This window comes from Aquibium carbonis (genome assembly GCF_003970795.1).
Classification (GTDB): Bacteria; Pseudomonadota; Alphaproteobacteria; order Rhizobiales; family Rhizobiaceae; genus Aquibium; species Aquibium carbonis.
Map to the genome: position 1 here is coordinate 1 of NZ_RWKW01000099.1, position 25,313 is coordinate 25,313.

Consider the following 25,313-nt stretch of genomic DNA (forward strand, 5'->3'; position numbering starts at 1 on the left):
GGCCGGGGCGTCGCGCTCACCGCCGCCGGCGCGCGGCTCCTCGCCACGGCCCGCGCCGTGCTGTCGCAGGCCGAAGCCCTCGCCGACGCGGCGACGGAGGAAGCGAGCAGCCTGACGGGTCGGTTCGCCATCGGCTGCTTTTCCACGCTCGCGCCCTTTCTCCTGCCGGGCATCATGGACCACTTCCAGCGCAGCCATCCGGGGCTGGGGCTCGACATCGCGGAAGCCTCAGCGCCCGATCTCGACGACATGCTGCTGCAGGGTCGGATCGACGTCGCGCTGCTCTACAGCGTCGACGTCTCGCGGCAGCTGGTGTTCGATCCCGTGCATGCCTACCGCCCCTATGTCCTGCTCGGTGCGGGGCATCCCCTCGCCAAGGGACGCAGCGTCCGGCTGGCCGACCTGGCGGCCGAGCCGCTGGTCCTGCTGGACGTGCATCCGGCGCGCCGGAACACCGAGCAGATCTTCGCCACGCTCGGGGTGACGCCGCGCATCGGCCACGTGACGACCAATTTCGAGCTCGCGCGGTGCCTCGTCGGCCGCAGGCTCGGCTACTCCGTCCTGTTCCAGAGGCCGGCGCCGACGCTGACCTACGACGGACAGTCGGTCGTGACGATGGAGATCGAGGAGCGCCTCCCGCCCACCGTCTTCGGCCTTGCCCGGCCGGCGGGGGCGTTTCCCTCGGCCCGCCATGTCGCGCTGCTGAACCATCTGCGCACGACCGCCGGTCCGTGACGGGGCGGCGCCCGGCTGTCAGAAATAGTGCGGGTGCTGGTCCCTGATCTTCGCCACCGCCGCCAGCGTGCCGCTCAGATGCGTCCTCACCGCGGCTTCGACCTCGCCCCGGTCCCCCGATGCGATGGCCGACAGGATCGCCTCGTGGTCCCGCAGCACCTGGGCGATCTTGCCGGGATCGGGAAGGTTGAGGCGCCGCAGGCGGTCGATGTGCCCGGACCGGTCGGCGATCACGTGCCACAGCGCGCGCACGCCTGCCGCTTCGAAGAGCGACAGGTGGAACAGCCGGTCCAGCGTGGTGAATTCCCCGATGTCGCAATCGTCGCCCGCCAGCTTCTGCATCCGCAGGAGCCGCGACGTCGGCCCCAGCAAGGCGGGGTTCGCGGCCTGCGCCAGCGTCTGGGCAACCTCCAGCTCGACGCTCACCCGCAGGAACTGCGTCTCGCGGGCGTGGGCGACGTCGATCTTCGAAACCACCGTGCGCGACTGCGGATAGGAAATGACGAGGCCTTCCTGCTCCAGCTTCTGGATCGCCTCGCGCACCGGCGACTGGCTGACGCCGAAGCTTCGGGCGATGTCGTTGCGCACCAGGGTCGTGTCGGGAAGCAGGTGAAGCGAGATGATCTGCGCCCGCAACGCCGCATAGACGCGCATGGCCGCAGAGCCGTGCGCCACGGCTCCCGACGGATTGTCCGCGGCCTTGACGAGCGCGGCCGAAAACGAGCTGACGTTCATGTCGGGCGAAGCCTTCCGCATGTTTCGGGTCCCGTTCTACATCAGACGGCCGGGCAGGAACAACGACACCGCGGGAACCAGCGCCAGCACCACGAAGAAAACGAGCATGGCGACGAAATAGGGCAGCGCCGCGCGGGCGAAGGCGGCGGTCTTGACGTCGAGGATGCCGCAGACGGTGAACATGATGACCCCGACCGGCGGGGTGAGACCGCCAAAATTGATCAGCGTCACGATCAGGATCCCCATGTGCACCGGATCGAAACCCGCGTTCACCAGCACGGGCAGGACGATCGGGGTGACCAGGAGGATGTTGGCCGCGCCTTCCAGGAACATGCCGCTGACGACCAGAAGCACGACCACCAGCAGCAGGACGAGGGCCGGCTCGCTGGTGAGGGACGTGACCAGCTCGGTGATCTGCTGCGGCCCGCGCTCGATGGTCACGGCGTAGCCGAGGACCGCGGCCATCATGATCAGCAGCATCACCATGCCGAGATCGGAAATCGAGCCCTTCGTCGCCTCGTAGAGCTTCTCCCAGGTCAGTTCGCGATAGACGAAGAAGCCGATGAAGAGCGCATAGCCGACCAGGAACGCCCCCGCCTCCGTGGCCGTGAAGAGCCCGAAGCGGAAGCCGACGATGAGGATGACGGGGAAGGCGAGCGCCCAGACGCTGTCCAGAAAGCTCGCCCACACCGCGCGCCAGGACGGGACCTCGGCGAGATCGGCGGCATAGCCGTTGCGCTTGGCCACCACCCAGGCGGTCGCCATGAGAAGCACCGTCAGCACGAGGCCGGGAACGACGCCCGCCACGAACAGCCGGCCGATCGACACCTCGTTGATGAAACCGAACAGGATGAGCCCGATGCTCGGTGGAATGGTGGCGGTGATGATCGATCCGAAAGCGAGAACCGCCGCCGTCGCAGCCTTCGAGTAGCCGCCCTGGGCGATCATGCTCGGCCCCAGCAGACGCGCCTCCATCGAGGCGTCGGCCACGGCCGACCCCGAGATGCCGCCCATCATCAGGCTGAGCAGGATCGAGACCTGGCCGAGGCCGCCGGCCATCCAGCCGGTCAGCAGGCGCGCAAAGCGCACGAGCCTTTCGGTGATCCCGGTCGCGTTCATCAGGTTGCCGGCGAAGATGAAGAAGGGCACCGCGAGCAGCGGAAAGCTCTGCGTGGCCGTCACCATCTTCTGGATGGCGACCGTCGGCGGCATGGTGCCCGTCAGCACGAAGACCGGGAAGGCCGCCAGCGCCAGCGCGAAGGCCACCGGCATCCCGACCAGGAGGAAGCAGGCGAAAAGCACCGCGATCAGGAGAAGCATGGTCAGGCGGTCCTTCGTGCGAACATGGCAAGAAGCCTGGCAAGCAGCGTGCGGATCATCAGCGCGAACCCCACCACCATGGACGCATGGAACCAGGATCCGGGAATCTGCAGGGCGCCGTCGAGCCGCGCATGCATCAGCAGCGTGTTGCGCCAGGCATAGGGGATCAGGAAGACCAGCAGCGCGACGATGACGAGAAGATTGACGACCTCGACCATCTGGCCGACGCGCGGCGGCACGTTGTCCTTCACGATCTGAAGGCCGAAATGCCGTTCATCCTGAAGCGCGAGGTCGATGGCGAGAATGCACAGCCACAGAAACAGAAGCTGCGCGATCTCGACGGACCAGATGATGGGCACGCCCATCGCGCGGGTGATGGCGGCCAGTCCGACCAGCACCACCACCGCGCACAACAGGAGGGCGGCACATGCGAATTCCACGCGTCTCAAACGGTAGCCCCCCGACTTGGCCTCGATCGTTCGCCCGGGCGTCGGTCGCTCAGCGGCCGAGCACCTTGTTGACCGAAGCGACCTCCGCGTTGAGGTTCAGCATGTCGTACACGCCGGCGACCGCGGATTTGAAGGGCGCAAGGTCGACGTCCGAGACCGATACACCGGACGCCGCGACGTCGGCCAGCGACTTCTCGCCCAGCTCGATGGTCAGGCGCGACGCGTAGCGGCCGCTTTCGACCGCAAGGTCGCGCACGATCGCCTGGTTCTCGGGCGAGATCTGGTCCCAGGCTTCCGCGCTCACCACCAGCGCCGTGACCAGCTGGATGTGGCCGGTCTTGGTGACGTTCTTGACCACCTCGTAGAGCTTGGCGCCGGTGATCGCGGTCGGCTGGGCTTCGGCGGCATCGAGCGCGCCGAGCTGCAGCGCCGAATAGACTTCGCCCCAGGCCATCGGCGTCGGTTCGGCCCCCATGGCGCGGATGGTCTCGATCCAGACCGGCGCGCCGATGGTGCGCATGCGCACGCCAGCCAGGTCCGCCGGCGTCGAAACGGGTTTCTGCGTCAAAAGGTGGCGCGGCCCCTGGTACCAGTTCGACGCCAGCATCATCAGGCCCGACTTCTCCTTCAGCGCGTCGCCCCAGGCGAGATAGTCGGCCGACAGCGCGAAGGTGTCGGCCTGCTCGTAGGTGTCGAACAGGAACGGCGCCGACATGATGGCCAGCGACGGGACGAAGCTGGACAGCCGGGCGACGTCGGTCACCGTGCCGACATTGGCGCCCGCGCGGGCCTGGTCGATCATCTCGGTCGTGTCGCCGAGCTGCGAGTTGTGGAACACCTCGATCCGCACCTCGCCCTTCGTCGCGGCTTCCACCTCCGCCTTGAATTTCTCCAGCCCTTGCCCCATCGGGTCCATCGGGGCCAGCACGGTCCCGATCCGCAGCATGGTCTCCGCCACGGCGGGCGCACTGCCGGCGCACATCGTCATCACCGCGGCGCACAGGCCAAGGCTTCTCATCAGCGTCTTCATTCGTTCCTCCCTCGGGTAGCTCGCACACTAATATATTAGTTGCAGGGGAGTCCTACTTAGTCTAGGCGTCGCGTGTCAAGGGGCGATCGGACGATGATGCCGGCGGACGAAACGAGGCGCGGGGTGTTGAGAAGACTGGACGTGCCGTTCGCCATGGCGAGCGGGGAAGGGTCTCTTCTCGGCGAGAGCCCCTTCTGGGACCGGCGGGACAGCGTGTGGTGGGTCGACATCGAAGGACGGAAACTCCTCAGGACGAGGCTTTCGACCGGCGAAACCAGACACTGGACCACGCCCGAGATGCCGGGCTTCGTCGTCCTGGCGGCGCCGGACGAACCGATGGTCGGGATGGAGCGGGGGATCTATGCCTTTTCCTGCGCACGGGAGCGGTTCGAACGCATCCTGCCCTTTGACGGCCTGGGCCAGCGCTTCAACGACGCGACCGTCGATGCGACCGGGCGGCTCTGGGTGTCGACCATGGCGCTGGATGCCGCGCCGGGACGCGGCGCGATCCACGTCGTGACGGCGGAACTTGCCTTGAACACCGTGTTCGATGGCCTCACCACCCCCAACGGGCTTGCCGTCGACGTGACCGCAGCCCGGCTTTACCTGTCGGATTCCCATCCCGACGCCCGGACGATCTGGACCGCCGCGTGCGACGGCGCGGCCGGCCTCGTCGGTCCCCGCACCGTCTTCGCCTCGATGCGCGACATGGCGGGCCGTCCCGACGGGGCGGCGCTGGGCGCCGACGGCGCCACCTACTGGATCGCCGCCGTCGACGGAGGCGCGCTCTGCGGCTTCTCCAGACAGGGCGTCTTGCACAGCACCGTGCCGCTGCCCTTCATCGCGCCGACCAAGCTCGCCTTCGTCGACGGTGGGCTGGTCGTCACCGCCAAGGCGCAGGGCGGCCATGGCGGCCAGATGGCCATCGCGACCGGCCTGCCGCCCGACCTTCGTGGTCCCGCCGTCGCGTTCTGGCAGGCCGGCCGGCGCTGACCTGTCGACCGAGCCGCCCGTCAGCCCGCGTGGTTCAGGCCGGCGATGGCCTCGAGCAGGCCCGGCTTGCCGATCGCGAAGCGGAGTTTCGCGTCGAGCGGCGTGGTCGACCAGTCCAGCGTCGAACCGGCGCCGAGCGCGACGAGGATCGGATAGGCGGCCATCACGTCCCAGCTGGATTCGCCGTAGCCGACATAGCCGTCGACTTCGCCGGTCGCGACTTCCAGCATCGAGATCGTGGCCGAGTTGCAGCATCGAAAGCTGATGCGCGCGTCGCACATCAGCAACCGCAACATCGCGAGCCGGTCCGCCTCGGGAACCGCGCGGCCGAGCCCCACGCCCACCGAGGCCTTGCGCTGGTCGTAGGACGACAGCGGCGCCAGCGCCTTCGCGTTCAGGGTCGGCCACGCCGACGCGCCGCCGGCGAGCGTCATCCCCATCACCGGGGCATGAACCACGCCGAGCACCGGACGCCCGGCCTCGTAGAGCCCGATGGAGACCGCCCATTGCGCGCCGCCGCGGACGAAGTTGAACGTTCCGTCGATGGGATCGATCACCCACACGCGTCCGGAGGTGCCGTCCACGGCGCTTCCCTCTTCGCCGAAGATGCCGTCGTCCGGATATCTCGCCTGCAGCCGGGCGACCACGTGCCGTTCGACCGCCCGGTCGGCGACCGTCACGAGATCGAGGTGCCCCTTGGATTCCACGGCGTCCGCCGACAGCCGGCCGAAATGGGAAAGGGCGAGCGCGCCCGCCTCCTGGGCGAGTTCGGTGAGAAAATCGAGCATGTCTGCCTGTCAGATGGGAGTTCAGAAGGAAACGAAACGGCGCTGGATGACGTGCGTGCCGGTGCCGTCGACGATGTGGATGCGGTAGGCGAAGGGTTCGTCGGACAGCGGCGGCTGGCGCTCGGCATCGATCTCGAGCGCGAACTGGAACGCCGTGCTGGTTGCCACCGAGACCAGGCTCCTGTCCCACAGGCACTGGATCGGCCGATGGAGATGGCCGCAAAGAATGTGCGCCGGCCGCTCCAGGCCCGCGAGGATGGCGCGCAGTTCGGCATTGCCTTCGATGAGGATGGCGTCGTCGAGGACGCCCGTCGCGGTGGGACAGGGCGGATGATGGATCAGCAGGAACGTGTCGCCCTCGAACGGCCGGGACAGCTTGCCGGCAATCCAGTCGAGCCTGGCCGGGCAAAGGCGTCCGCCCACTTCGCCGGCCGACAGGCTGTCGAGCGCCAGGAAGCGCGTCGATCCCAGGACAGCCTCGTGATGGAGGAAGAAGGGGTCTTCGTAGGCGGCCGCGTCGAAGGCCGCGCGCATCGGAACGCGGAGGTCGTGATTGCCCGGCACCGCGAGCACGGGAACGTCGAGCGGCGCGAGCAGGTCGCGAACGAGCGCGTAGTCGGCCTCCTCGCCATCATCGGTCAGGTCGCCGGTTATCGCCACCACGTCGATCTTCGGCGCGAGGGCGGCGACGTCCGCGACGAGCGCTCGGGCCCGCGAAACGGCATCGCCGCGCACGAGCCCCCTGCCGGTAGGGTCGACGAGGACGTGGAGGTCCGAGAGATGGGCGATGCGCAAGGTGTATGTCCTCTGGCTGGAACGGTCTCAGCGAATGCCGGACCGCATGAAGCTTTGCACGAACTGGCGTTGGAAGAGCAGGAAGGCGACCAGCAGCGGCCCGATCGAGACCAGCGTGGCGGCGGTGATGGTGGGCCAGTCGATGCCCTGCTCGACGGTGGAGAAGATCCCGAGCCCGACCGTGATCGGTCTGGTCGAGACAGAGTTGGTCACGATCAGGGGCCAGAGGAAATTGTTCCAGTGATAGGCCACCATCACCAGCCCGTAGGCGAGATAGGTCGGCCGGGCCAGCGGCACGTAGACGCGCAGGAGCACCTGGATCGGCCCGGCGCCTTCCATCCGGGCGGCCTCGTCGAGCTCCTTGGGGACGCTCTTGAACGCCTGCCTGAACAGGAAGATGCCGAACGCCGAGGCGAGGTAGGGGAGCGCGATGGCCAGCATCGTATCCATCACCCCCAGCGACGCGATGGTGCTGTAGTTCCGCACCAGAAGCACCTCCGGCATCACCATCAGCTGGATCAGGAACAGCATGAACAGCCATTCCGAACCGCGGAACGGATAGACCGCGAAGGCGTAGGCGGCCATGGTGCACACCACGAACTGGGCGATGACCACGAACACCACCAGCCCGATCGTGTTGAGGAAATAGCGGTCGAAGGGCGCTGCGTTCCAGACCCGGACGAAATTGTCCAGCGTGAGCGGCGCGAACAGGTCGAAGCGCGCGGCATAGAGCGGCGGGTGGATGGCGGTCCACACTGCGTAGAGCAAGGGCAGCACCCAGAGCAGGGCGAGCGCCCACGCGACGACATTGATCGCCAGACGGGTCGTCGCTGATCGCCGGTCGACGCTCATCGGTAGAAGATCCTGCGGTCTGCATAGCCGAACTGGACGAGCGCGATCAGCGCCAGGATCGCCAGCAGCACCACGCTGAGCGTCGCCGCGTAGGCCGTGTCCCAGAAGCCGAAAGCGACCTGGTAGATGTAGTGCAGCAGCAGCTGGGTGGAATTGTCCGGCCCGCCTCTGGTCATCGCGATGATGTGGTCGACCAGCCGAAAGGCCTCGATGACGGCGTTGACCGAAATGAACAGCGTCGTCGGCATCAGGAGCGGCAGGATCACGCGGCGAAGCTGCTGCCAGTAGGTCGCCCCCTCCATTTCGGCCGCTTCCAGCAGGGACGGCGGGATCTGCTGCAGGGCGGCGAGATAGAAGATCATGAAGAACCCGGCGCATTTCCAGACGGTGATGACGATGATCGCCCACAAGGCGGTGTCGGGATTGCCGAGCCAGTTGTTGCCGCCCCGCCCGAAATGGCCCAGCACCTGGTCGATGAGGCCGTAGTCGGGCGCGTAGAAGAACATCCAGATGTTGGCGACGGCGATCATCGGCAGCACGGTCGGGGTGAAATAGGCGAGCCGGACGAAGCCGCGCCCTGCGATCCGGGCGTTGACCAGCAGCGCCATCGCCAGCGCCAGCCCCATCGAACAGGGGATGATCACCGCCGCATAGATCATGTTGTTGACGATCGCCTTGCGGAACACCGGATCGGCCAGCATCGTCTCGTAGTTGGCGAGGCCGACGAAGCGTGCCGGCCTGCGCCCGCGAGGCGTGGAAAAGAAGCTGTCGATGATGGTCGCGACCGTGGGATAGTAGGTGAAGGCAACGAGCAGCACCACCGCGGGAAGCAGCAGGAGCATGCTGTAGGTCAGGTTGCGCGAGACTTTCACCGGACTATCCCTGCGGTCGCGACGTCATCAGTTGCGGTAGGCGCTCAGGATGCGCTCGGCTTCGGCCTGCGCGGCCGACAGCGCCTCCTGCGGCGTGGAGCGGCCGGTCAGCGCGGCCTGAAGCGCATCGTTGAGCACCTGCGTCACGCGCGCGCTCTCGAACGTGGAGATTTCCGGCTTGGAGTCGGCGATCTGCCTGCGGGCGACGTCGGCCTGCGGCACCTCCTTCACATAGGCCTTCAGCGCTTCCGTTTCCCAGGAGTCGTCGCGCGGGGCGACATAGCCCGTCTGGATGCCCCAGTCGGCGAGCAGTTCGGCCGAGGTCATGAACTGCACGAACTTGAACGCGGCCGCCTTCTGTTCCTCGGAAGCATCCTTGAAGATGTAGAGATTGCCGCCGCCGAGCACCGAAGCGGGGTTCGGGTTGCCCGGATAGGCGGCGACGCCGAACTCGAACGTCGCGTTCTTGCGGATGTTGCTGAGATTGCCGGTCGTGTGCCACGCCATGGCCAGGCGGCCTTCCATGAAGTCGCTCGGCGTCGTGCCCCACTCGAGAATGCCGGTCGGGTGAACGGCGTGCTTCTCGCTCAGGTCGATCCAGAACTGCAGCGCCTCGACCACCTTGGGGTCGTCGAAGAAGGTGCGGGTGCCGGTCTCGTCCGAGAGCTGGCCGCCATTCTGCGCGACCAGGGCGCCAAACAGCCAGTGCGCCGCGTTGGAGCTGCCGGGAATGCCCAGGCCCCACTGCGTGACGTTGCCGGATGCGTCCTTCACGGTCAGCGCCTTGCCGACCTCGACCAGCTCGTCCCACGTGCGCGGCGGCTGTTCGGCATCCAGGCCGGCGGCCTTGAACGCTTCCTTGTTGTAGTACATCACCGCCGTCGAACGCTGGAACGGCGCGGCCCACAGGTGGCCGTCGATCTGCGCCGAGGCCAGATAGGCCGGCATGAAGCCCGCCAGCCAGGCCTTGTCCTCGTCCGTCGAGATGAACGTGTCGATCGGCGTGATCACGTCCTCCTCGATCAGCGTGAAGATGTCGGTTGCCAGAAGCACGGCCACCGCCGGCGGATTGCCGCTGCGGGTCGCGGCCAGGGCGCGGGTGGTCGTGTCGGTGTAGTTGCCGGAATAGATGGCGTCGACGTTGATGTCCGGGTTCTGCTTCTCGAACTCGGCGACATACCCGTCGATCACCTGCGTGAGCGGGCCGCCCACCTGGACCGGATAGTAGAACGTCAGGTCGACGGCGAAGGCCGCCGTGGTCGAGAGCAGCGCGGCCCCGAGGCCGCCGGCGAGAATGCGGTTCAGCTTGTGAAGGTTCATGACCTTGTTCCTTAGGGTTGGACGAATTCGAGCGCCGGCGCCAGCCGCTGGTCGGGGATGGGGTCCCGGCGCTTTCCACTGTGTTGGTCGAAGAGGTGCTGGGCTTCTTGCGGCCAGCTCAGATGCACGGTTTCGCCCCCGGCGAACCCCGGTTGTCCGGGCACTCTCACCAGAACGGGCTTGTCCGCGATACGGCAGGAGACGACGGAGTCGGCTCCGAAATATTCCATCGACACCACGGTCGCGGCGATGCCCCGGTCCGCAAAGCGGATATGCTCGGGGCGGACGCCGACGAGCGTGTTCTTCGGCAGGCGGTCCCAGGCCGGGCCGAGCAGCGTCGCGTCGAGAATGTTCATCGGCGGCGTGCCGATGAACTGCGCGACGAAGACGGAGTTGGGTTTCGTGTAGAGGTCCGACGGCGTGGCGAACTGCTCCACCTTGCCGTCGCGCAGAAGCACGACGCGGTCGGCCATGCTCATCGCCTCCGTCTGGTCATGGGTCACGAACAGCATGGTCAGGCCGAGGCGCTGTTGCAGCGAACGGATCTCGTTGCGCATTTCCGCGCGCAGCTTGGCGTCGAGATTGGACAGGGGTTCGTCGAGCAGGCACACGGGCGCCTCGGCGATCAGGGCGCGGCCCAGCGCGACGCGCTGCTGCTGGCCACCCGACAGCTGCGAAGGCCGGCGGTCGAGAAGCGACGACAACCCGAGAAGGGGCACGATCCGGTCGAGGCGCTGCTTCTGCTCGGCCCGTTTCACGCCGCGCACCGACAGGCCAAAGAGGATGTTGTCGGCCACGTTGAGATGCGGGAACAGCGCGTAGGACTGGAAGACCATCGATATCCTGCGCGACGCGGGCGGCAGGTTCGTCACGTCCAGGCCGTCGATCTCGACGCTGCCTTCGGTGGCGGCTTCGAGCCCGGCGATGAGGCGCAGCGTCGTCGACTTGCCGCAGCCCGAAGGCCCGAGCAGGGCGACGAACTCCCTGGCCTCGGTGGCGAAGCTCACGCCGTCCACCGCGCGCGTTTCATCCCAGGTCTTGACCAGGGAACGGACCGAAAGGCGTGACATGGCCGGCGCTCCCCTCAGGCGAAGATCATCTTGCCGCGCAGGGCGGCGGGCATGTCGTCGAGCAGAGCCCGCGTCGCGGTGTTGGTGACCACGTAGTCGATCGCGTCGAGAGCGGCGATCACGGCCAGGGCGCCGCGCTCGAACTTGGAGTGATCCGCCACGACGATGACCGTTTGAGCGATTTCGATCATGGCCCGTTGCGCCGGAACCATGGCCGGCGCGGCGATGCTGACCTGGCCGCGGGCCAGGTCGACGGCCGAAACGCTGAGGATCGCCTTGTCGACGCTGAACTGGCGGATGGCATCGGCGGCCAGCGGCCCGCCGAACCCGTGATTGACCTCCACATACTCGCCGCCGATCATGTACAGCCGGCTGGCGCGGGCCGCCGCCAGGCAGGCGAAGACGTCCAGGCCGTTGGTGACGAAGGTCAGCGTGTCCCGCTGGCAGAGCTGCCGGGCGACCTGCACGGTGGTCGTGCCGCTGTCGATGAAGACGGCATCGCCGTCGACCACGAGTTCGGCCGTAGCCGCTGCAATCCTGGCCTTTTCCTCGTTCCGGAGCACCTTGCGGTCGGCGTTCGAATAATCCCTGGCGACCTGCTGGATGGACAGGGCGCCGCCATGGGTGCGCTTGAGCAGGCCGCGCGCCTCGAGTTCCGTCAGGTCGCGCCGGATCGTCGCCTCGGAGACGCCGAGGGCGGCGCAGAGGTCCTGCACCTCCACATAGGTCTGCCGGCCCAGCTGCTCGAGCAGGCGGGCCTGGCGTTGCGGGGCCAGGGCATGGGTGGCGCGATCCAGAAGTTCAGCCAAGGGTCCAGACTCCGTGCGGGCGGGAACGGGGCCTTGTTCGCACGGCAAGATGAAGCCTGAATGACAGCGATCAGAATATGCGCGGAAACGATCATTCGCGCCCCGGAGGCCAACCGGCCGAGGGTCGATCGGGACGTTCGCCCGCCCGGCCAGCGCGAGCGACGGGCAGCGCCGCGAAGATACGACCGCCCGCAAGTGACGGGCCAAGGGAACAAAGGCCCGGGCGGACGGTTGATCGCCGAGAACCCGGCACGCAACCGTGGGTCCCCCTCGGGGCGGTTTCGTCACCGTCGTCATGCGTCGCCCGGGCCAGAACCTCAGGAGAAGAACGATGTTGCAGAAAGTCCACGCCCACGACGCTTCCCTCGACCGCCAGCCCCGCCGGGTGTCCGACCGGCGCCTCGCGCGGCTCGATCTGACGGCGGCCATCGTGTCGACCATCATGGCCCTGGGGCCGTTGACGGCCTACGCGGTGGTCGGATGAGGCGCCCGGCCGGGTCGCGGTCCGCTCGGCCCGGGCCACGAAACCCGGCCGGCGTTGCAATCGTCCGGGGCGCCGCTCTGCGCGGCCGCCCGGACCGACGGGAACAGGCACGATGAGTGAGCAGTCGAAGACCGGCGAGCTCGATGCACGCGCGGCCACGCAGCGCGGCCAGACCGGCGACAAGATCCCCGGCTTCGATCCGGCGATGGCGCCCATGGAGACGGATGCGGAGGCGGGCGGAGCGGCCTTCGGGGGCGCGGCAACCCGTCCCGCCGCCGAGGCGGGGCGGCCGCCCGAATCCGGCACCGGCAGCGCCATGCGGCCGATGGCTGCGGTCGAGCCGCGGGCAGGCGGGCGCGGCTGGTGGCTGCCTGTCGCCGCCTTGATGGCCGTCGCAATTCTCGTCCTCGCATCGATTGCCCTTGCCTGAGGCATGGCGCGGACGCGGCCTCCAACGATGGCCGGCCGCCCGTGGAGTTTTCGCCCGATCCCGGACCCCGGCGGGTGCGCCCGCCTGGCCGGCAAAACGCAGAAAGGACCCCTCCCATGGATGACCATCCGCAGACCAGACACGCAACGCCCCCGCTGCCCGAACAGCAGCAGGACATGCCGGGCTATACCGGCGCGATGGACCCGCGACCCGATCACGGTGAAAGGAGCTACCGCGGCAGCGGCAGGCTGACGGATCGCGTGGCGCTCATCACCGGCGCCGATTCAGGCATCGGCCGCGCCGTGGCCATCGCCTTCGCGCGCGAAGGCGCCGACGTGGTCATCTCCTATCTGGAGGAAGACGAAGATGCCCGGGAGACCGCCCGGTGGGTCGAGGAGGCCGGACGCAAGGCGATCCTCGCCCCGGGCGACATCGGTGACGAGCGCTTCGCGCGCTCCCTCGTCGACAGGACGATGAAGGAATGCGGACGCCTCGACATCCTGGTCAACAACGCCGCCCATCAGGCGACGTTCGAGAAGCTCGAGGACATCTCGTCGCAGGAATGGGATCTCACCTTCCGCACCAACGTCCACGCCATGTTCTATCTCTGCCAGGAAGCCGTGAAGCACATGAAGCCCGGCGCCTCGATCATCAACACGTCGTCGATCAATGCCACGAGCCCGTCGCCGACGCTGCTCGCCTACGCCACCACCAAGGGGGCGATCGCCAATTTCACCGCCGGTCTTGCGGGCCTGGTCGCGGACCAGGGCATCCGCGTCAATGCGGTCGCCCCCGGTCCGATCTGGACGCCGCTGATCCCCGCCACCATGCCCGTCGAGAAGGTGAAGTCCTTCGGCGAGAACACGCCCCTCAAGCGTCCCGGACAGCCCGCCGAGCTTGCCGCGACCTATGTCCTGCTGGCGTCGGATCAATCGAGCTACACGACCGGCGCCCTCTACGAGGTCACCGGCGGCCGACCGATGCTCTGAGGCGCGGCGCCGAACCGAAAAAGGCCTGCCCGTCGCGCTCGACGGGCAGGGCTTCTCTTTCCCGGAACGATCGGTCCACCGGTCCGGGCGACTACAGCTTCACCTTCATCTCGCGCGCCCAGAGCCGCAGCTTGCGGCAGCTCTCGACGAAGCCCGCGACGTCGGCCGCCCCGTCGAGCACCATCACGCCCTCGTCCGGCTCCACGCCCGCCTTGTCGAGCAGCGGCTGCGCGGCTTTCACATGCGCGATGAACTTGCAGTGGGCAAAGGCGTCGGCGACGAAATCGCGGGCCGTCGCCTCCTTCAGGAGCTGATCGGCGCCTTCCGGGCTGATGATGATCGCCACCGCGTCGTAGAGGACCGACGGGCCGCCATCGATCATCTGCTTGCCTTCGATGATCGATCCGTCCGACGCTTCGACGCCGCCGACCCTGGGCGCCACGATCTCCATCATCGCGCCTTCCTTGCCCAGAGCCGCCTCGAGCGTCTTCACCAGCGCGCCGTCGCAGCCGTCACTGACCAGAACGCCGACCTTGCGGCCCTTGAAGCTGTCCGGGCCGTTCTTCACGATCGACAGGGCGTCGGAGGCCGGCAGGTCGTCGCGCGGCGCGACGGCGGCATCGGCCTTCTTCGGCAAGGTCTTCATGCCGAGCTTTTCGGCGACGGTTTCCGCCAGCCCTTCGTCGATGTTGAGCAGATGCGAGACCATGCGTTCGCGGATGACCGGCGTTTCCACCTTCGACAGTTCGAAGGTCAGCGCCATGGCGATGTGCTTCTGCTCGGTCACCGTCTGGCTGACGAAGAACTGCCGCGCCTGGCTGTAGTGGTCGGCGAAGCTCTCGGCGCGCAGACGCACCTTCTGCCCTTCCTCGGCATCGGCAAAGGAGCGGAACCCCTTCTGCGGATGCTCGCGCGGGCCGAGCCCCCAGGAATTGGGCTGATAGTTCGCGCGCCCGACCGGGTTGCGCATCGCCATGTGCCCGTCCTGCTGGAAATGGTGCATCGGGCACTTCGGCGCGTTGATCGGAATATGGGTGAAGTTCGGTCCGCCCAGCCGCTTCAGTTGCGTGTCGAGATAGGAGAAGTTGCGGCCCTGCAGCAGCGGATCGTTGGAGAAGTCGACACCCGGCGGGACGTTCTGGGTCATGAACGCGACCTGCTCGGTCTCGGCGAAGAAATTGTCGGGCATCCGGTCCAGCACCAGCCGGCCGACCGGGATCGGCTCGATGATCTCTTCGGGAATGATCTTGGTCGGATCGAGAATGTCGAAATCGAAGCCGTCGGCGAATTCCTGGTCGAAAAGCTGGACACACAGCTCCCATTCCGGGAAGTCCCCGGCCTGGATCGCGTCCCACAGGTCCCGGCGATGGAAGTCCGGATCGGCGCCGTTGATCTTCACCGCCTCGTTCCACACCACCGACTGCAGGCCGAGCTTCGGCTTCCAGAGGAACTTGACGAAGGTCGACTCGTCCTTCGCGTTCAGGAAGCGGAACGTATGGACGCCGAACCCCTCCATGAAGCGGTACGACCGGGGGATGGCGCGGTCGGACATGACCCACATGATCATGTGCATGGACTCGGGCGTCAGCGAGATGAAATCCCAGAAATTGTCGTGCGCCGACTGCGCCTGCGGGAAGGCGCGGTCGGGCTCTTCCTTCACCGCGTGGACCATGTCGGGAAACTTGATCGCATCCTGGATGAAGAACACCGGGATGTTGTTGCCGACGATGTCCCAGTTACCCTCCTTCGTGTAGAGCTTGACGGCGAAACCGCGCACGTCCCGGGCGAGATCGAACGAGCCCTTCGAGCCGGCGACGGTCGAGAAGCGCACGAAGGCCGGCGTCTTCTCCCCGGCGCGCTGGAAGATGTCGGCGCGGGTGTACTTCGCCAGGGAATCGTAGGTCTCGAAATAGCCATGCGCGCCGTAGCCGCGGGCATGCACCACGCGCTCGGGAATGCGCTCGTGGTCGAAATGGAAGATCTTCTCGCGAAAATGGAAATCCTCGATCAGCGTCGGGCCGCGCTGGCCGATCTTCAGCGTGTTCTGGTCGTCGGCCACGGGCGCGCCTTGCGACGTCGTGAGGATTTCGGTGTCGCCTTCGGCGATCTGGTGCAGTTCGCCGCCGGTGCCTCGGACGAGCGTCTGGTCGTGAAGGCTGGCGGCCTTGCCGGATGGGGTCTTGGCGGGGGTGCGGGCCATGGGGTGTGTCTCGCTGTTTCGGGCGGATGGTCCCGCCGCGCGGGGTCAAACGGGAGGAGCGCGACGGCCCGGGAGACGATCTCCCGGGCCGTGCGGCGTCAGGCGGCCTTGCGCGCCTTCGCCCTGTCGTTGGCGGAGGAATCGGCGAGCTTCGTCAGGTCGCCGTCCGTCTTGGACTCCTCCTGCAAGGTGGCGTCGAGCAGCTTGGCCGCGTCCGCCAGGCCGAGCTCGGTCGCCCAGCGCTTCAGCGTGCCGTAGCGGGTGATCTCGTAATGCTCCACCGCCTGGGCGGCGGAGATCAGCCCGGCGTCGAGAGCGGCCGTGTCCTTGAACTCGTCCATGATCTCCTCGCCTTCGGAGATGATGCCCTCGATGGCGTCGCAGGTCTTGCCCTGGGCGCGCTTGCCGATGATCTCGAACACCTGCTGCAGGCGCTCGATCTGTCCCTGCGTCTCCTGGTGATGCTTGTCGAACGCCGCCTTGAGCTCGTCGGACTGCGCCGCGCGCTTCATCTTCGGTAGCGCCTTCAGGATCTTGCGCTCGGCGTAGTAGATGTCCTTGAGCGTGTCGTGGAAGAGATCTTCCAGCGTCTTTTCCTTAGCCATTTGCGTGTTCCTTTCGCGGAATTCTGAGTGGGGGCTTCGTGATCACTCGGACGTGATCACCGACCCTAACGAGCAAGGCGGCCTGCCGTTCCGGCCATCATTTGAGGGTCTGGGAAAGCGCGCCTCCACCGCAGGTTGCCAATGGTCGCCGCGCCGGGCGCATCGCGCCCGGTTCGCATCACGGCGGAGTGACAAGATCCCCGCCGGCCGCGATGGCGCCGGTCGGGAACGGGTTGGCGCGGACGCGCGTTCGTCAGCTCGACGATACACCCGTTCCCCCGATGCGAGGACGCCGCGCCATGACCATGCCTTCGATCGTTTCCCTTCCGACCGACCGCCCCAACCTGCATGCCTTCGAGGTCCGCGCCCGGATCACCAAGCCCGACATCGAGCGCATGGCCGAGCAGCTCAAGGCGGCGTTCGAGGCTCAAGGCACGGTCGACGTCCTGATCATCATCACCGACTGGGACGGGATCGAGCTTGGCGCGGCGTTCGATGCCAAGGCGATGTCGGCGCAGGCCCAGGCCAACAGCCACGTGCGAAAATATGCCGTCGTCGGCGCGCCCGCCTGGGCCAAGGCGATGATCAACACGTTCTCGCCGCTGACGCCCGTCGACGAGAAGACGTTCGAACTCGAGGAAGCGGAAGCGGCATGGCGGTGGGTTTCCGCCTGACCCGCGCGGATACGCCTTGCACGGCACCGTCGGGCAGACCGTGGACCGCTGACGCGGTCGGGCGGCGTCAGATCTCGATGTCCGGCGTCCGGCCCGACACCAGATCGGCGACCACCCGTCCCGTGCCGCAGGCCTGCGTCCAGCCGTTGGAACCGTGACCGACATTGAGAAAGAGATTGCGATAGCCCGCAGGACCGAGCCGGGCCGGCCCGTCTGGCGTCATCGGCCGAAACCCGCACCAGAAGCGCGCGCCTTCATAGGCGGCGGCTCCTGGAAAGAGCGCCTGCACGCGCTGTGACAGGGCGGCCGTCGCGGGGTCCGGAATGCGGCCGTCGAAGCCGGCGAGTTCGGCCACGCCCGCGGCGCGCAGCCGCCCGCCCAGCCGCGTCACCATCACCTTGGAGTGTTCGTCCATCACCGAGGAGCGTGGCGCCGCGTCGAAATCGGTGATGGGGCAGGTCATCGAGTAGCCCTTGACCGGGTAGACGGGAACGTCGATGCCGAGCGGCCGCAACAGTCCGGGCGCATAAGCACCCAGCGCGACCACGAAAGCGTCGGCCAGGACGGGCCCTGCGGCGGTCTCGACATGCGTGATGCGGTCGCCCTCCCGCACCAGCCGCGTGATCGAGGCATCGAACATCATCGTGCAGCCGCGCTGCGCGAGCAGATCGGCCAGCGCCACGCAGAACAGATGGCAGTCGCCGGTCTCGTCGCCCGGAAGGTGAAGCCCGCCCGAAAACGTCGCGCCCGAGCGGGCGAGCCCCGGCTCGATGTCGAGCACGCCGGGTCCGTCGACCAGTCGATGCGCGATGCCCAGGTCGGCCAGCACGCGGGCGGCACGCGCGCCGCCCTGCATTTCCTCGTCGGAGGAAAAGACCTGCAGCACGCCGTTGGCGGCATTGTCGTAGGTGATCCCCGTATCCTCGCGAAGCGCGCGCAGGCAGGCCAGGCTGTAATGGGCCATGCGCTGCATGCGCGCCTTGTTGCGCGCGAAGGCCTCGGGCGTGCAGTTTGCGACGAAGGCCGCCAGCCATTTCCACTGGTTGATGTCCGGGCGGGGCCGCCATTTCAGCGGCGCCTGGCTCTTGAAGAGCCATTTCAGCGCCTTCAGCGGCATGCCCGGCGCCGCCCAGGGACCGGCAAAGCCCGGGCACACGCCGCCGGCATTGCCGAAGCTCGTTTCCTGGGCCGGCCCGGACCGACGATCGATGACCGTCACCTCGTGACCCTGCTCGGTCAGATACCAGGCCGTCGTGATGCCGACGACCCCTGCGCCCAACACCGCGACGCGCATGCTCAGAAGGTACCCGGATAGCTGCCGCCGTCGACCAGCAGGTTCTGTCCCGTGATGAAGCCGGCATGGACGCTGCACAGGAAGGCGAAATAGGCCCCGATCTCCTCCGTCCGCCCGTAGCGCCGCGCCGGATTGGCGTTGGCGCGTTCCTGCCACACCTCGTCGAAGCTCTTGCCCATGCCATCGAGCATGCCGGCGATGTGCTCGCGCTGGGCGTCGCTGTCGACGATGCCGGGAAGGAGGTTGTTGATTGTCACGTTCGACGCCACCGTCTGGCGCGAGAGACCGGCCACGAAACCGACCAGGCCCGAGCGCGCGCCGTTCGAAAGGCCGAGTTCGGGCTGCGCGATCTTCACGCTGCGCGACGCGATGTTGACGATCCGGCCGAAGCCCCGCGCCATCATGCCGTCCACCGTGGCCTTCATCATCTCGATCGGGGGCAGCATCATCAGGTCGATGGCCGCGATCCAGTCGTCGCGTTCCCAGTCGCGGAAATCGCCGGGCGGGCAGCCGCCGGAATTGTTGAGCAGGATATCGGGATCCGGACACGCCGTAAGGGCCGAACGGCGGCCCTGCGCGGTGGTGAGATCGGCGGCGACCGCCGTCACCCGCGTACCCGTCCGCGATCGGATTTCGGCAGCGGTGGCCTCCAGCACCTCGCGGCCGCGCGCGACGATGGTGATGTCGACCCCCTCCTGGGCGAGCGCCATCGCACAGGCCTTGCCCATGCCCTTGCTCGCGCCGGTCAGCAGCGCCTTGCGTCCTTCGATACCGAGATTCATCTGGAAGCCCTTTTCGTCGTCAGCGCCGGCCGGAATCGTCGTCGCCGGCAAGGGCGGCCATGGGCCGGACCCTGACGAGCGTGCTGAGCGCGGCGCAGGCCTGCCCCAGCGACGAGGTCCGGCGATTGGCCGTCACCACATTCGGATTGCCGTTCCGTTCCAGCCCGGGAATTTCGTCGTCCGGCCTGAACCAGGCGCCCGTGGCCATGACCACCACGCCCTGTTGCAAGCCATCCGTGAGGCGCGCGCACGCTTGGCAGGCGCCGCGACGGTTCTCGACGCGGACGAGGTCGCCCTCGCCGATGCCAAACCGCGCGGCGTCGGCGGGGTGGATGGAAATCGGCTCCACGGCGCCGTCGGGCTGGGTCTGGAACAGCTGGCTGTGCAGCCTCTTCCGCGGCTGGTTGGTGATGAGATGCAGTTCGTCCTCGCCCGCGTCGCCGAGCCATTCGCGCGGAGCGATCCATGCCGGATGCGGCGGGCAGTCGCGATAGCCGAAATGCTCGATCCGGGTGGAATGGAGTTCGATGCGGCCGGACGGGGTCGCGAGCTTGTTGACCAGCGGGTCGTGGCGGAAGGCGTCGAGCATCACCTCGGGGAGGTCGGGCTCGGGCACGGCGAAGACGCCGTCGGCCCAGAAGCTGTCGAAATCGGGCACGGCGACGCCCTCGCCGGCGCCATGGCGCTCGGTCTTGGCCCACAGGCGCCGCAGCCAGCCGAATTCGTCCAGCCCTTCGCCGAAGGCGGCGCCGCAACCGAGCCTCTCAGCCAGCTCGCCGAAGATCGCAAAATCGTCGCGTGCCCCGCCGACCGGGTCGATCAGCCTGGGCATGGCGAACACGAAGGGATCGCGCGAGGAGCCGCCGATGTCGTTCCGTTCGAGCGTGGTGGTGGCCGGCAGGACGATGTCGGCGCGGCGTGCGGTGGGCGTCCACCATGATTCGTGGACGATGATCGTTTCCGGCCGACGCCAGGCCTGTTCGAGCAGGAACAGATCCTGCGCGTGGTGGAACGGATTGCCGCCGGCCCAGTAGACCAGCCGCACGTCCGGGAAGGTGATGCGACGCCCGTTGAAGTCGATCTGTTCCCCGGGCTTCATCAGGGCATCGATCACGCAGGCGACCGGGATGGCGCTGGCGGCCGGATTGGTGAGACCCTCCATCGCCGGAACGTAGCCGCGGCGGGCGGGAGCGCCGACGCCGTTCATCGAACCGTAGCCGAAGCAGAAGCCCCCGCCGGGCAGGCCGATCTGCCCGAGCATGGCTGCGAGCGCGATGAGCGCCCAGAACGGCTGTTCGCCATGGTCGGCGCGCTGCAGCGACCAGGCGGCGGTCAGCATGACGCGGCCGCGCCTGATCAGGCTCCAAAGCGCTTCCAGGTCGGCGACGTCGATGCCGGCGATGGCTGCGGCCCACTCGAAGGTCTTGTCGATGCCGTCCGTCTCGCCGGCGAGATAGGCGCTGAAGGCTTCGTGCCCCGTCACGTAGCGCGCCAGGAACGCCTGGTCGGCGCGTCCGTCGACGACCGCGCGGCGCGCGAGCGCCAGCATCAGCGCGGTGTCGGTGTTGGGCCGCGGCGCGATGCGCATCGCGTCGAGCCCGGGCGGCGTGTCCTCGTCGATCGGCGAGACGATCACGAACTTGACGCCCCGCGCCGCCGCCGCCTCGAGATGACGGGGCATGTGGTGATGCCCCGCGCCGCCGGAGGTCACATGCCAGTTCTTCGGGTTGAGACCGCCGAAGGCGACCAACACGTCGGTCTCGTCGGCGATCGTCCGCCAGTCGGTCGCGGTCGACGAAACGGCGTCCGCGTTGCCGAGCACGTGCGGGAGGATGGCATGCGCCGCGCCCCAGCTGTAGTTGCCGATCTGGTCGGTGTAACCGCCCGCCGCGGCCAGGAACCGGCGGACCTGGCTGCGGGCATGGTGCAGGCGGCCGGCGCTCGACCAGCCGTAGGAACCGCCGAGGATCGACGCGGGACCGTGCATCTGGCGCACGCGGTCGAGCTCGGACGAGCAGAGGTCGAGCACGGTGTCCCACTCCACGGGCACCATCGCCTCCCTCCCCCTTCCTTCCCCGCCGGCCCGTTCGCGTCGGCGAAGGAAGCTTTCCCGCACGTGTGGCCGATCGATGCGCAAGGGCGAATGCACGAATGCCGGAAGCGCGCCGATCATGTCGGCATCGGCTCCGCCGTTCCGCCAGGGCCGCGCCGAGACGAGACGCCCGTCGGCCACCTCGGCTTCGAAAGCGCCCCAGTGGCTGAGGCTTATGCCGACCCTGGCCGCCACCCGACTATTCGGCAGCGATCGCGGCCGGCTTGATGCGGAAGCCGTATCGTTCTTCCAGACCAAGGCTGCGCACGGCATCGAGACCAACCTGAAGGTGATCCGCCGAGACCGGCTGAAGCGGCTTGCGCAAGGGGCCGGCCGGCAGGCCGATGGCGCGCATCAGCGACTTGATCGCCACGGGGTTGATCGCCGAATAGGCGAAATGCAGCATCGGCAGATTGCGCAGCCATGCCTCGCGGCACGCGAAGGCATCGTCGCCGTTTTCCCACTTCTTCGAGATGACGGCCATCTCCTGCGGAATGATGTTGCCGGTCATGTTGGCGGTGCCGTCGCCGCCGAGCGCCATGGTGGGAATGACGAGACCGAGGTTCGGCGAGCAGCAGCACATGATCGCCATGTCGGGCGCGGCTGCGCAGACCTGCGCGACCTGGCCGACGCGAGTGGTCGATTCCTTGAGAACGACCATGTTGGGGTGCTTGGCAAGCTTGAGAATGTCGGTCCAGTGCAGGTCCGTCTTCACCCGCGGCGGATTGTTGTAGAAGCCGATCGGGAAATCGAGGGCGTCGCACACCTCCCAGGCGTAGTCGGTGATCGCCGCGTTGTCGGCGCAGATGTAGGCGGGCGCCGCGATGATCGCCCCGTCTCCACCCTCGGCCTTGGCATAGCGGACATAGTCGATGGTGGTCTGCGTGTTGTTGCCGGTGCAGCCGTAATAGAACAGCATCTTGCCGGTCTTCATCTTCGCGGTGCGGGAGATAATGTCGCGCCGCTCCTCGGCCGAGAGCATCGACACCTCGCCCGTCGACCCCATGATGAGCACGGCTTCGGTACCGTTCTGCTCGTGCCAGGAGAGGAGGGTGCGGAAGCCCTCGTAATCGATCGAGCCATCGGCATTCATCGGCGTGACGAGCGCGACGAAGGATCCTTTCGGCTTTACATGCGCCATTGCAATTGTCCTTTCTAGCGGAAGAATTGAGGGGTGAACCACATGGGCAACCCGAGGATGATCTGCGGAAACCAGAGCGACAGGCACGCCACGAACACCGTCAGCCCGCAGATCGGCAGGACGGCCAGCATGGCGCGGCCGAGACGAACCTCGCCGATCTGGGCGGCGATCAGCAGGCAGATGCCGTAAGGCGGCGTGATGAGGCCGACCGAAAGGACGATGGTGCTGAGCACACCGAGATGCACCGGGTTGAAGCCGGCCAGATTGCCCAGCGCCTGGATGATCGGAAGAAAGATCAGGGTGGCGGAGATCGGATTGAGGACGGTGCCGACCAGCAGCAGGAATCCGATCAGCAGGAGCATGATGCCGTAGGGATTCCGGGTCACGCCGGTGATGAAGTCGACCACGATCTGCGCGGCGCCCAGATAGGCGATCATCCAGCCGAAGATGGCGGCCCCGGCGACCGTGAAGAGGGGCACCGCGAAATCTACGGCGCCGTCGGCCAGCATGCGCGGCATCTTCGCCAGCGGAACGTCGCGATAGAGGACGAGCGTCAGGAACAGCGCCCAGACGACCGCGATGATCGAGCCTTCGGTGGGCGTGACGAAGCCGCCCACGATGCCGCCGAGCACGAGGACGGGGATCAGCAGAGGGGCAGCGCCACGCTTCACCGCACTGGCCAGCGCACGAAATCCCGGAAAAGGGTTTGCCGGATAGCCGTGCTTCAACGCGAGCACGTAGGTGTAGCCCATCATGAACAGGCCGATCAGAACGCCCGGAACGATCCCGCCGAGAAACAGCGCGCCGATCGATACGTTGCCGAACGCGCCATACACGATCAGGATGATGGATGGCGGGATGATGACGCCCAGCGTCGACGAAGCCGCGGTGAGAGCCACCGCGAAGGCCGGATCGTATCCGGCCTTCTTCATGGCCGGGATCAGGATCGACCCGACGCTGGCCGTGTCCGCGGCGGCCGAGCCCGAGAGGCTGGCGAAGACCATCGACACGAACACATTGACGTGTCCGAGCCCGCCCCGCACGTGCCCCACCGTGCTGTCCGCCACCTTCAGCAGCCGAAGCGTGATGGAGCCGGCATTCAGGATGCGGCCGAGGAACATGAAGAAGGGCACGGCGAGCAGCGTGAAGCTGTCGATGCCGGAATACATCTGGTTGACGACGGAGGTGAGCGGCAGCCCTTCCAGCACCATCACCAGGACCGAGGCGATGATGAGGGCAAAGCCGATGTTCACCCGCAGCGCGATGAGGACGAAGAAGGAGAGGAGGAGCAGGACGAGCGGGTTCATGCTTCTCTACGCCTCAGGACACCGGAAAGGAATTCGATCAGGAACAGCAGCATGAGCGCCCCGCTCAGCGGGATGGGGACGAACATCCAGCCCCTCGAAATGCCGAGCGACTGCACCGACCCGCTCCACCGGATGCGCGTCAGGTTCCAGCCGTAGCGCAGCAGGACGAAGACCACGACGACCGCCCCCAGCAGGCTGATCGCCTGCAGCACCCGGTCGATGCGGGGACTGTTTTCCGGCCAGAGATCGACGGTGTAGTGCGCGCCGCGCCGGAACGCGACGGCGGCGCCGACGAACACCAGCCAGGAAAACAGCAGCTGAGCGAGGTCCAGCGTCCAGATGAACGGCAGGCCGAGCAGGTTGCGCGCCACGACCTGCAGGGCCACCGTGCCGATGAGGGCCAGGAACCCGACCCCCAGTGCCGTTTCGACTGCCAGGGTCACGAGATCATTGAAGCGTTTCAGCATGGCCTGATCCGTGCCCGTCTGCCTTCGGCGTCAGCGGCTCATCAGCTCGAATTCCGCGACGAGGTCGAGATCGGCCGCAAGCTTGGCCTGGATCGGCTCTGCGACGGCGATCAACACGGCCTTGTCGGGACGGGTGACGGTCACGCCATGTTCGGCCTGCAACGTCTCGACCAGCTTGTCGTCATACTCCTTGGCCTTCTCCAGTCCGTGAAGATTGGCTTCCTCGGCCACCTCCAGCACGATTTGCTGCAGGTCTTCGGGAAGCCGGTTCCAGGTCACGCTGGACATCGAGGTGTGGTTCACCTGGATGACATGCTCGGTCAGTGCGAGATTGGGCGCAACCTCGTAGAGCTTCGATCCGGTATAGCCCGGAAGCGAGCTTTCCAAGGCGTCGGCGATGCCCGTCTGCATTGCGGCATAAAGCTCTCCCCAGGCCACGGTGACCGGCAACATGCCGAATGCGGACCAGGTTTCGGCGTCCATCGGCGACGGCGGCGTGCGCATGCGCAGGCCGTTCAGGTCGCCAGGCCCTTCCACCGCCACGGATCGCGTGGACATGCTGCGCGCGCCCGAACCGCCGAGCGCCAGGAGCTTCATGCCGACGCCGCGCTCTTCGTAGACCTTCTCGAAGTGCTCATGGACCGGCGTGCCGGGGCCCACGCGCTCGATGAGGTCGTCCATGCTCGTGAACAGGTAGGGCATGGTGAAAATGGAAAACTCCGGCACCTGCTGGGCGGCATTGCTGGTGGTGCTGATCATCAGGTCGATCGTGCCGAGCCCGACCTCGCTGATGACGGCCGGATCCTGCCCGAGCTGGCCGGAATCGAAGATGCGGATCTCGATGCGGCCATCGCTGCGCGCCTCGATGTTCTCCTTCATGAAGGCGGCCATGTCGTTGTAGGGATGCGGCGACTGCACGAGCGTGTGGATGCGCAGGTTGAAATCGGCCGCCAGGGCGGTCGTACCCGCCAGCGCGGAACTGAGTATGGCAAGGGCTACACGGGCTGCATGGGTCCTGGTGCTCATCGACGTGCTCCTTGATGTCGGGTTGGGGCGGATGCCCTTTGTCGGCTTCACAAC

The 25,313-nt window shown here is 67.2% G+C and carries 26 protein-coding genes; 6 read left to right on the forward strand and 20 right to left on the reverse strand.

Annotation, left to right across the window (positions count from 1 at the left end; all coding sequences use genetic code 11):
• A partial coding sequence (locus tag EJC49_RS21625; protein WP_126702010.1) for a LysR substrate-binding domain-containing protein occupies positions 1-735 on the forward strand: 735 nt, incomplete at its 5' end.
• Positions 736-753: 18 nt separating this feature from the next.
• On the opposite strand, the gene EJC49_RS21630 is transcribed toward EJC49_RS21625, so the two are convergent.
• Genes EJC49_RS21630 through EJC49_RS21645 form a run of 4 tightly spaced genes read right to left on the reverse strand, consistent with a single transcriptional unit; the run spans position 754 to position 4,269 of the window.
• Positions 754-1,491 (reverse strand): GntR family transcriptional regulator, encoded by a 738-nt coding sequence (locus EJC49_RS21630; RefSeq protein WP_126702011.1) that lies wholly within the window; start codon positions 1,489-1,491, stop codon positions 754-756.
• 15 nt (positions 1,492-1,506) lie between these two features.
• The gene (locus tag EJC49_RS21635; protein WP_126702012.1) at positions 1,507-2,790 is read right to left on the reverse strand and encodes a TRAP transporter large permease; all 1,284 of its coding nucleotides are present in this window, start codon (positions 2,788-2,790) and stop codon (positions 1,507-1,509) included.
• 2 nt (positions 2,791-2,792) lie between these two features.
• The gene (locus EJC49_RS21640) at positions 2,793-3,230 is read right to left on the reverse strand and encodes a TRAP transporter small permease (RefSeq protein ID WP_210211839.1); all 438 of its coding nucleotides are present in this window, start codon (positions 3,228-3,230) and stop codon (positions 2,793-2,795) included.
• A 58-nt stretch (positions 3,231-3,288) separates the two neighbouring features.
• Positions 3,289-4,269, reverse strand: a complete 981-nt coding sequence (locus tag EJC49_RS21645) for a C4-dicarboxylate TRAP transporter substrate-binding protein (protein WP_210211840.1) — start codon at positions 4,267-4,269, stop codon at positions 3,289-3,291.
• A 123-nt stretch (positions 4,270-4,392) separates the two neighbouring features.
• Here EJC49_RS21645 and EJC49_RS21650 point away from each other — a divergent pair, with 123 nt between their 5' ends.
• Positions 4,393-5,262: an SMP-30/gluconolactonase/LRE family protein gene (locus EJC49_RS21650; protein WP_170314826.1), complete on the forward strand. Its 870-nt coding sequence runs from the start codon at positions 4,393-4,395 to the stop codon at positions 5,260-5,262.
• Positions 5,263-5,282: 20 nt separating this feature from the next.
• Here the strand turns inward: EJC49_RS21650 and EJC49_RS21655 are convergent, their stop codons facing one another.
• From EJC49_RS21655 to EJC49_RS25820, 7 genes are read right to left on the reverse strand one after another with little or no spacing between them, the layout of a single operon-like run.
• Positions 5,283-6,050 carry an inositol monophosphatase family protein gene (locus tag EJC49_RS21655; protein WP_126702014.1) on the reverse strand — a complete coding sequence of 256 codons (768 nt, stop codon included), beginning with the start codon at positions 6,048-6,050 and terminating at the stop codon, positions 5,283-5,285.
• Between the two features lie 21 nt (positions 6,051-6,071).
• Complete coding sequence (locus EJC49_RS21660) at positions 6,072-6,845, reverse strand: metallophosphoesterase (protein WP_126702015.1); 774 nt, start codon at positions 6,843-6,845, stop codon at positions 6,072-6,074.
• 27 nt (positions 6,846-6,872) lie between these two features.
• Positions 6,873-7,697, reverse strand: a complete 825-nt coding sequence (locus EJC49_RS21665) for a carbohydrate ABC transporter permease (RefSeq protein ID WP_126702016.1) — start codon at positions 7,695-7,697, stop codon at positions 6,873-6,875.
• On the reverse strand, positions 7,694-8,539 hold the full coding sequence (locus EJC49_RS21670; RefSeq protein WP_126702061.1) for a carbohydrate ABC transporter permease: 846 nt from the start codon (positions 8,537-8,539) through the stop codon (positions 7,694-7,696). The genes EJC49_RS21665 and EJC49_RS21670 overlap by 4 nt, the downstream gene beginning before the upstream one ends.
• 57 nt (positions 8,540-8,596) lie before the next feature.
• Complete coding sequence (locus tag EJC49_RS21675; protein WP_126702017.1) at positions 8,597-9,889, reverse strand: ABC transporter substrate-binding protein; 1,293 nt, start codon at positions 9,887-9,889, stop codon at positions 8,597-8,599.
• An 11-nt stretch (positions 9,890-9,900) separates the two neighbouring features.
• Positions 9,901-10,959, reverse strand: a complete 1,059-nt coding sequence (locus EJC49_RS21680; protein ID WP_126702018.1) for an ABC transporter ATP-binding protein — start codon at positions 10,957-10,959, stop codon at positions 9,901-9,903.
• 14 nt (positions 10,960-10,973) lie between these two features.
• Positions 10,974-11,768, reverse strand: a complete 795-nt coding sequence (locus tag EJC49_RS25820) for a DeoR/GlpR family DNA-binding transcription regulator (protein ID WP_170314827.1) — start codon at positions 11,766-11,768, stop codon at positions 10,974-10,976.
• A 331-nt stretch (positions 11,769-12,099) separates the two neighbouring features.
• Between EJC49_RS25820 and EJC49_RS25825 the strand changes: the two genes are divergently transcribed.
• The 3 genes from EJC49_RS25825 (at position 12,100) to EJC49_RS21695 (ending at position 13,671) form a co-directional block, all read left to right on the forward strand.
• Complete coding sequence (locus tag EJC49_RS25825; RefSeq protein ID WP_170314828.1) at positions 12,100-12,252, forward strand: hypothetical protein; 153 nt, start codon at positions 12,100-12,102, stop codon at positions 12,250-12,252.
• A gap of 112 nt (positions 12,253-12,364) precedes the next feature.
• On the forward strand, positions 12,365-12,682 hold the full coding sequence (locus tag EJC49_RS21690; protein ID WP_126702020.1) for a hypothetical protein: 318 nt from the start codon (positions 12,365-12,367) through the stop codon (positions 12,680-12,682).
• A 116-nt stretch (positions 12,683-12,798) separates the two neighbouring features.
• Positions 12,799-13,671, forward strand: a complete 873-nt coding sequence (locus EJC49_RS21695) for an SDR family oxidoreductase (RefSeq protein WP_126702021.1) — start codon at positions 12,799-12,801, stop codon at positions 13,669-13,671.
• A 91-nt stretch (positions 13,672-13,762) separates the two neighbouring features.
• On the opposite strand, the gene katE is transcribed toward EJC49_RS21695, so the two are convergent.
• Together katE and EJC49_RS21705 are read right to left on the reverse strand one after the other, a co-directional pair.
• Positions 13,763-15,871 (reverse strand): catalase, encoded by a 2,109-nt coding sequence (gene katE / locus EJC49_RS21700; RefSeq protein WP_126702022.1) that lies wholly within the window; start codon positions 15,869-15,871, stop codon positions 13,763-13,765.
• 98 nt (positions 15,872-15,969) lie between these two features.
• Complete coding sequence (locus tag EJC49_RS21705) at positions 15,970-16,476, reverse strand: YciE/YciF ferroxidase family protein (RefSeq protein WP_126702023.1); 507 nt, start codon at positions 16,474-16,476, stop codon at positions 15,970-15,972.
• A gap of 299 nt (positions 16,477-16,775) precedes the next feature.
• Here EJC49_RS21705 and EJC49_RS21710 point away from each other — a divergent pair, with 299 nt between their 5' ends.
• A complete protein-coding gene (locus EJC49_RS21710; protein WP_170314829.1) occupies positions 16,776-17,150 on the forward strand; it encodes a SpoIIAA family protein in 375 nt (124 codons plus the stop codon).
• A 67-nt stretch (positions 17,151-17,217) separates the two neighbouring features.
• Here the strand turns inward: EJC49_RS21710 and EJC49_RS21715 are convergent, their stop codons facing one another.
• From EJC49_RS21715 to EJC49_RS21745, 7 genes are read right to left on the reverse strand one after another with little or no spacing between them, the layout of a single operon-like run.
• Positions 17,218-18,444 (reverse strand): D-amino acid dehydrogenase, encoded by a 1,227-nt coding sequence (locus tag EJC49_RS21715; RefSeq protein WP_126702025.1) that lies wholly within the window; start codon positions 18,442-18,444, stop codon positions 17,218-17,220.
• Positions 18,445-18,446: 2 nt separating this feature from the next.
• A complete protein-coding gene (locus EJC49_RS21720) occupies positions 18,447-19,226 on the reverse strand; it encodes an SDR family oxidoreductase (RefSeq protein WP_126702026.1) in 780 nt (259 codons plus the stop codon).
• Positions 19,227-19,245: 19 nt separating this feature from the next.
• On the reverse strand, positions 19,246-21,513 hold the full coding sequence (locus EJC49_RS21725) for a molybdopterin-dependent oxidoreductase (protein WP_210211841.1): 2,268 nt from the start codon (positions 21,511-21,513) through the stop codon (positions 19,246-19,248).
• A 4-nt stretch (positions 21,514-21,517) separates the two neighbouring features.
• Positions 21,518-22,459: a dihydrodipicolinate synthase family protein gene (locus tag EJC49_RS21730; protein ID WP_126702028.1), complete on the reverse strand. Its 942-nt coding sequence runs from the start codon at positions 22,457-22,459 to the stop codon at positions 21,518-21,520.
• Between the two features lie 14 nt (positions 22,460-22,473).
• Positions 22,474-23,766 (reverse strand): TRAP transporter large permease, encoded by a 1,293-nt coding sequence (locus EJC49_RS21735; protein ID WP_126702029.1) that lies wholly within the window; start codon positions 23,764-23,766, stop codon positions 22,474-22,476.
• The gene (locus EJC49_RS21740) at positions 23,763-24,233 is read right to left on the reverse strand and encodes a TRAP transporter small permease (protein ID WP_126702030.1); all 471 of its coding nucleotides are present in this window, start codon (positions 24,231-24,233) and stop codon (positions 23,763-23,765) included. Before EJC49_RS21740 ends, EJC49_RS21735 begins: the two co-directional genes overlap by 4 nt.
• 30 nt (positions 24,234-24,263) lie before the next feature.
• Positions 24,264-25,259, reverse strand: a complete 996-nt coding sequence (locus tag EJC49_RS21745; RefSeq protein WP_126702031.1) for a TRAP transporter substrate-binding protein — start codon at positions 25,257-25,259, stop codon at positions 24,264-24,266.
• Positions 25,260-25,313: the final 54 nt, after the last annotated feature.

Coding starts and splice junctions, on each gene's coding strand:
- EJC49_RS21630 (WP_126702011.1), bottom strand. CDS start 1,491: ATGCGGAAGGCTTCGCCCGACATGAACGTCAGCTCGTTTTCGGCCGCG.
- EJC49_RS21635 (WP_126702012.1), bottom strand. CDS start 2,790: ATGCTTCTCCTGATCGCGGTGCTTTTCGCCTGCTTCCTCCTGGTCGGG.
- EJC49_RS21645 (WP_210211840.1), bottom strand. CDS start 4,269: ATGAAGACGCTGATGAGAAGCCTTGGCCTGTGCGCCGCGGTGATGACG.
- EJC49_RS21655 (WP_126702014.1), bottom strand. CDS start 6,050: ATGCTCGATTTTCTCACCGAACTCGCCCAGGAGGCGGGCGCGCTCGCC.
- EJC49_RS21665 (WP_126702016.1), bottom strand. CDS start 7,697: ATGAGCGTCGACCGGCGATCAGCGACGACCCGTCTGGCGATCAATGTC.
- EJC49_RS21670 (WP_126702061.1), bottom strand. CDS start 8,539: ATGCTCCTGCTGCTTCCCGCGGTGGTGCTGCTCGTTGCCTTCACCTAC.
- EJC49_RS21675 (WP_126702017.1), bottom strand. CDS start 9,889: ATGAACCTTCACAAGCTGAACCGCATTCTCGCCGGCGGCCTCGGGGCC.
- EJC49_RS21680 (WP_126702018.1), bottom strand. CDS start 10,959: ATGTCACGCCTTTCGGTCCGTTCCCTGGTCAAGACCTGGGATGAAACG.
- EJC49_RS25825 (WP_170314828.1), top strand. CDS start 12,100: ATGTTGCAGAAAGTCCACGCCCACGACGCTTCCCTCGACCGCCAGCCC.
- EJC49_RS21690 (WP_126702020.1), top strand. CDS start 12,365: ATGAGTGAGCAGTCGAAGACCGGCGAGCTCGATGCACGCGCGGCCACG.
- EJC49_RS21695 (WP_126702021.1), top strand. CDS start 12,799: ATGGATGACCATCCGCAGACCAGACACGCAACGCCCCCGCTGCCCGAA.
- katE (WP_126702022.1), bottom strand. CDS start 15,871: ATGGCCCGCACCCCCGCCAAGACCCCATCCGGCAAGGCCGCCAGCCTT.
- EJC49_RS21705 (WP_126702023.1), bottom strand. CDS start 16,476: ATGGCTAAGGAAAAGACGCTGGAAGATCTCTTCCACGACACGCTCAAG.
- EJC49_RS21710 (WP_170314829.1), top strand. CDS start 16,776: ATGACCATGCCTTCGATCGTTTCCCTTCCGACCGACCGCCCCAACCTG.
- EJC49_RS21715 (WP_126702025.1), bottom strand. CDS start 18,444: ATGCGCGTCGCGGTGTTGGGCGCAGGGGTCGTCGGCATCACGACGGCC.
- EJC49_RS21720 (WP_126702026.1), bottom strand. CDS start 19,226: ATGAATCTCGGTATCGAAGGACGCAAGGCGCTGCTGACCGGCGCGAGC.
- EJC49_RS21730 (WP_126702028.1), bottom strand. CDS start 22,459: ATGGCGCATGTAAAGCCGAAAGGATCCTTCGTCGCGCTCGTCACGCCG.
- EJC49_RS21735 (WP_126702029.1), bottom strand. CDS start 23,766: ATGAACCCGCTCGTCCTGCTCCTCCTCTCCTTCTTCGTCCTCATCGCG.
- EJC49_RS21740 (WP_126702030.1), bottom strand. CDS start 24,233: ATGCTGAAACGCTTCAATGATCTCGTGACCCTGGCAGTCGAAACGGCA.
- EJC49_RS21745 (WP_126702031.1), bottom strand. CDS start 25,259: ATGAGCACCAGGACCCATGCAGCCCGTGTAGCCCTTGCCATACTCAGT.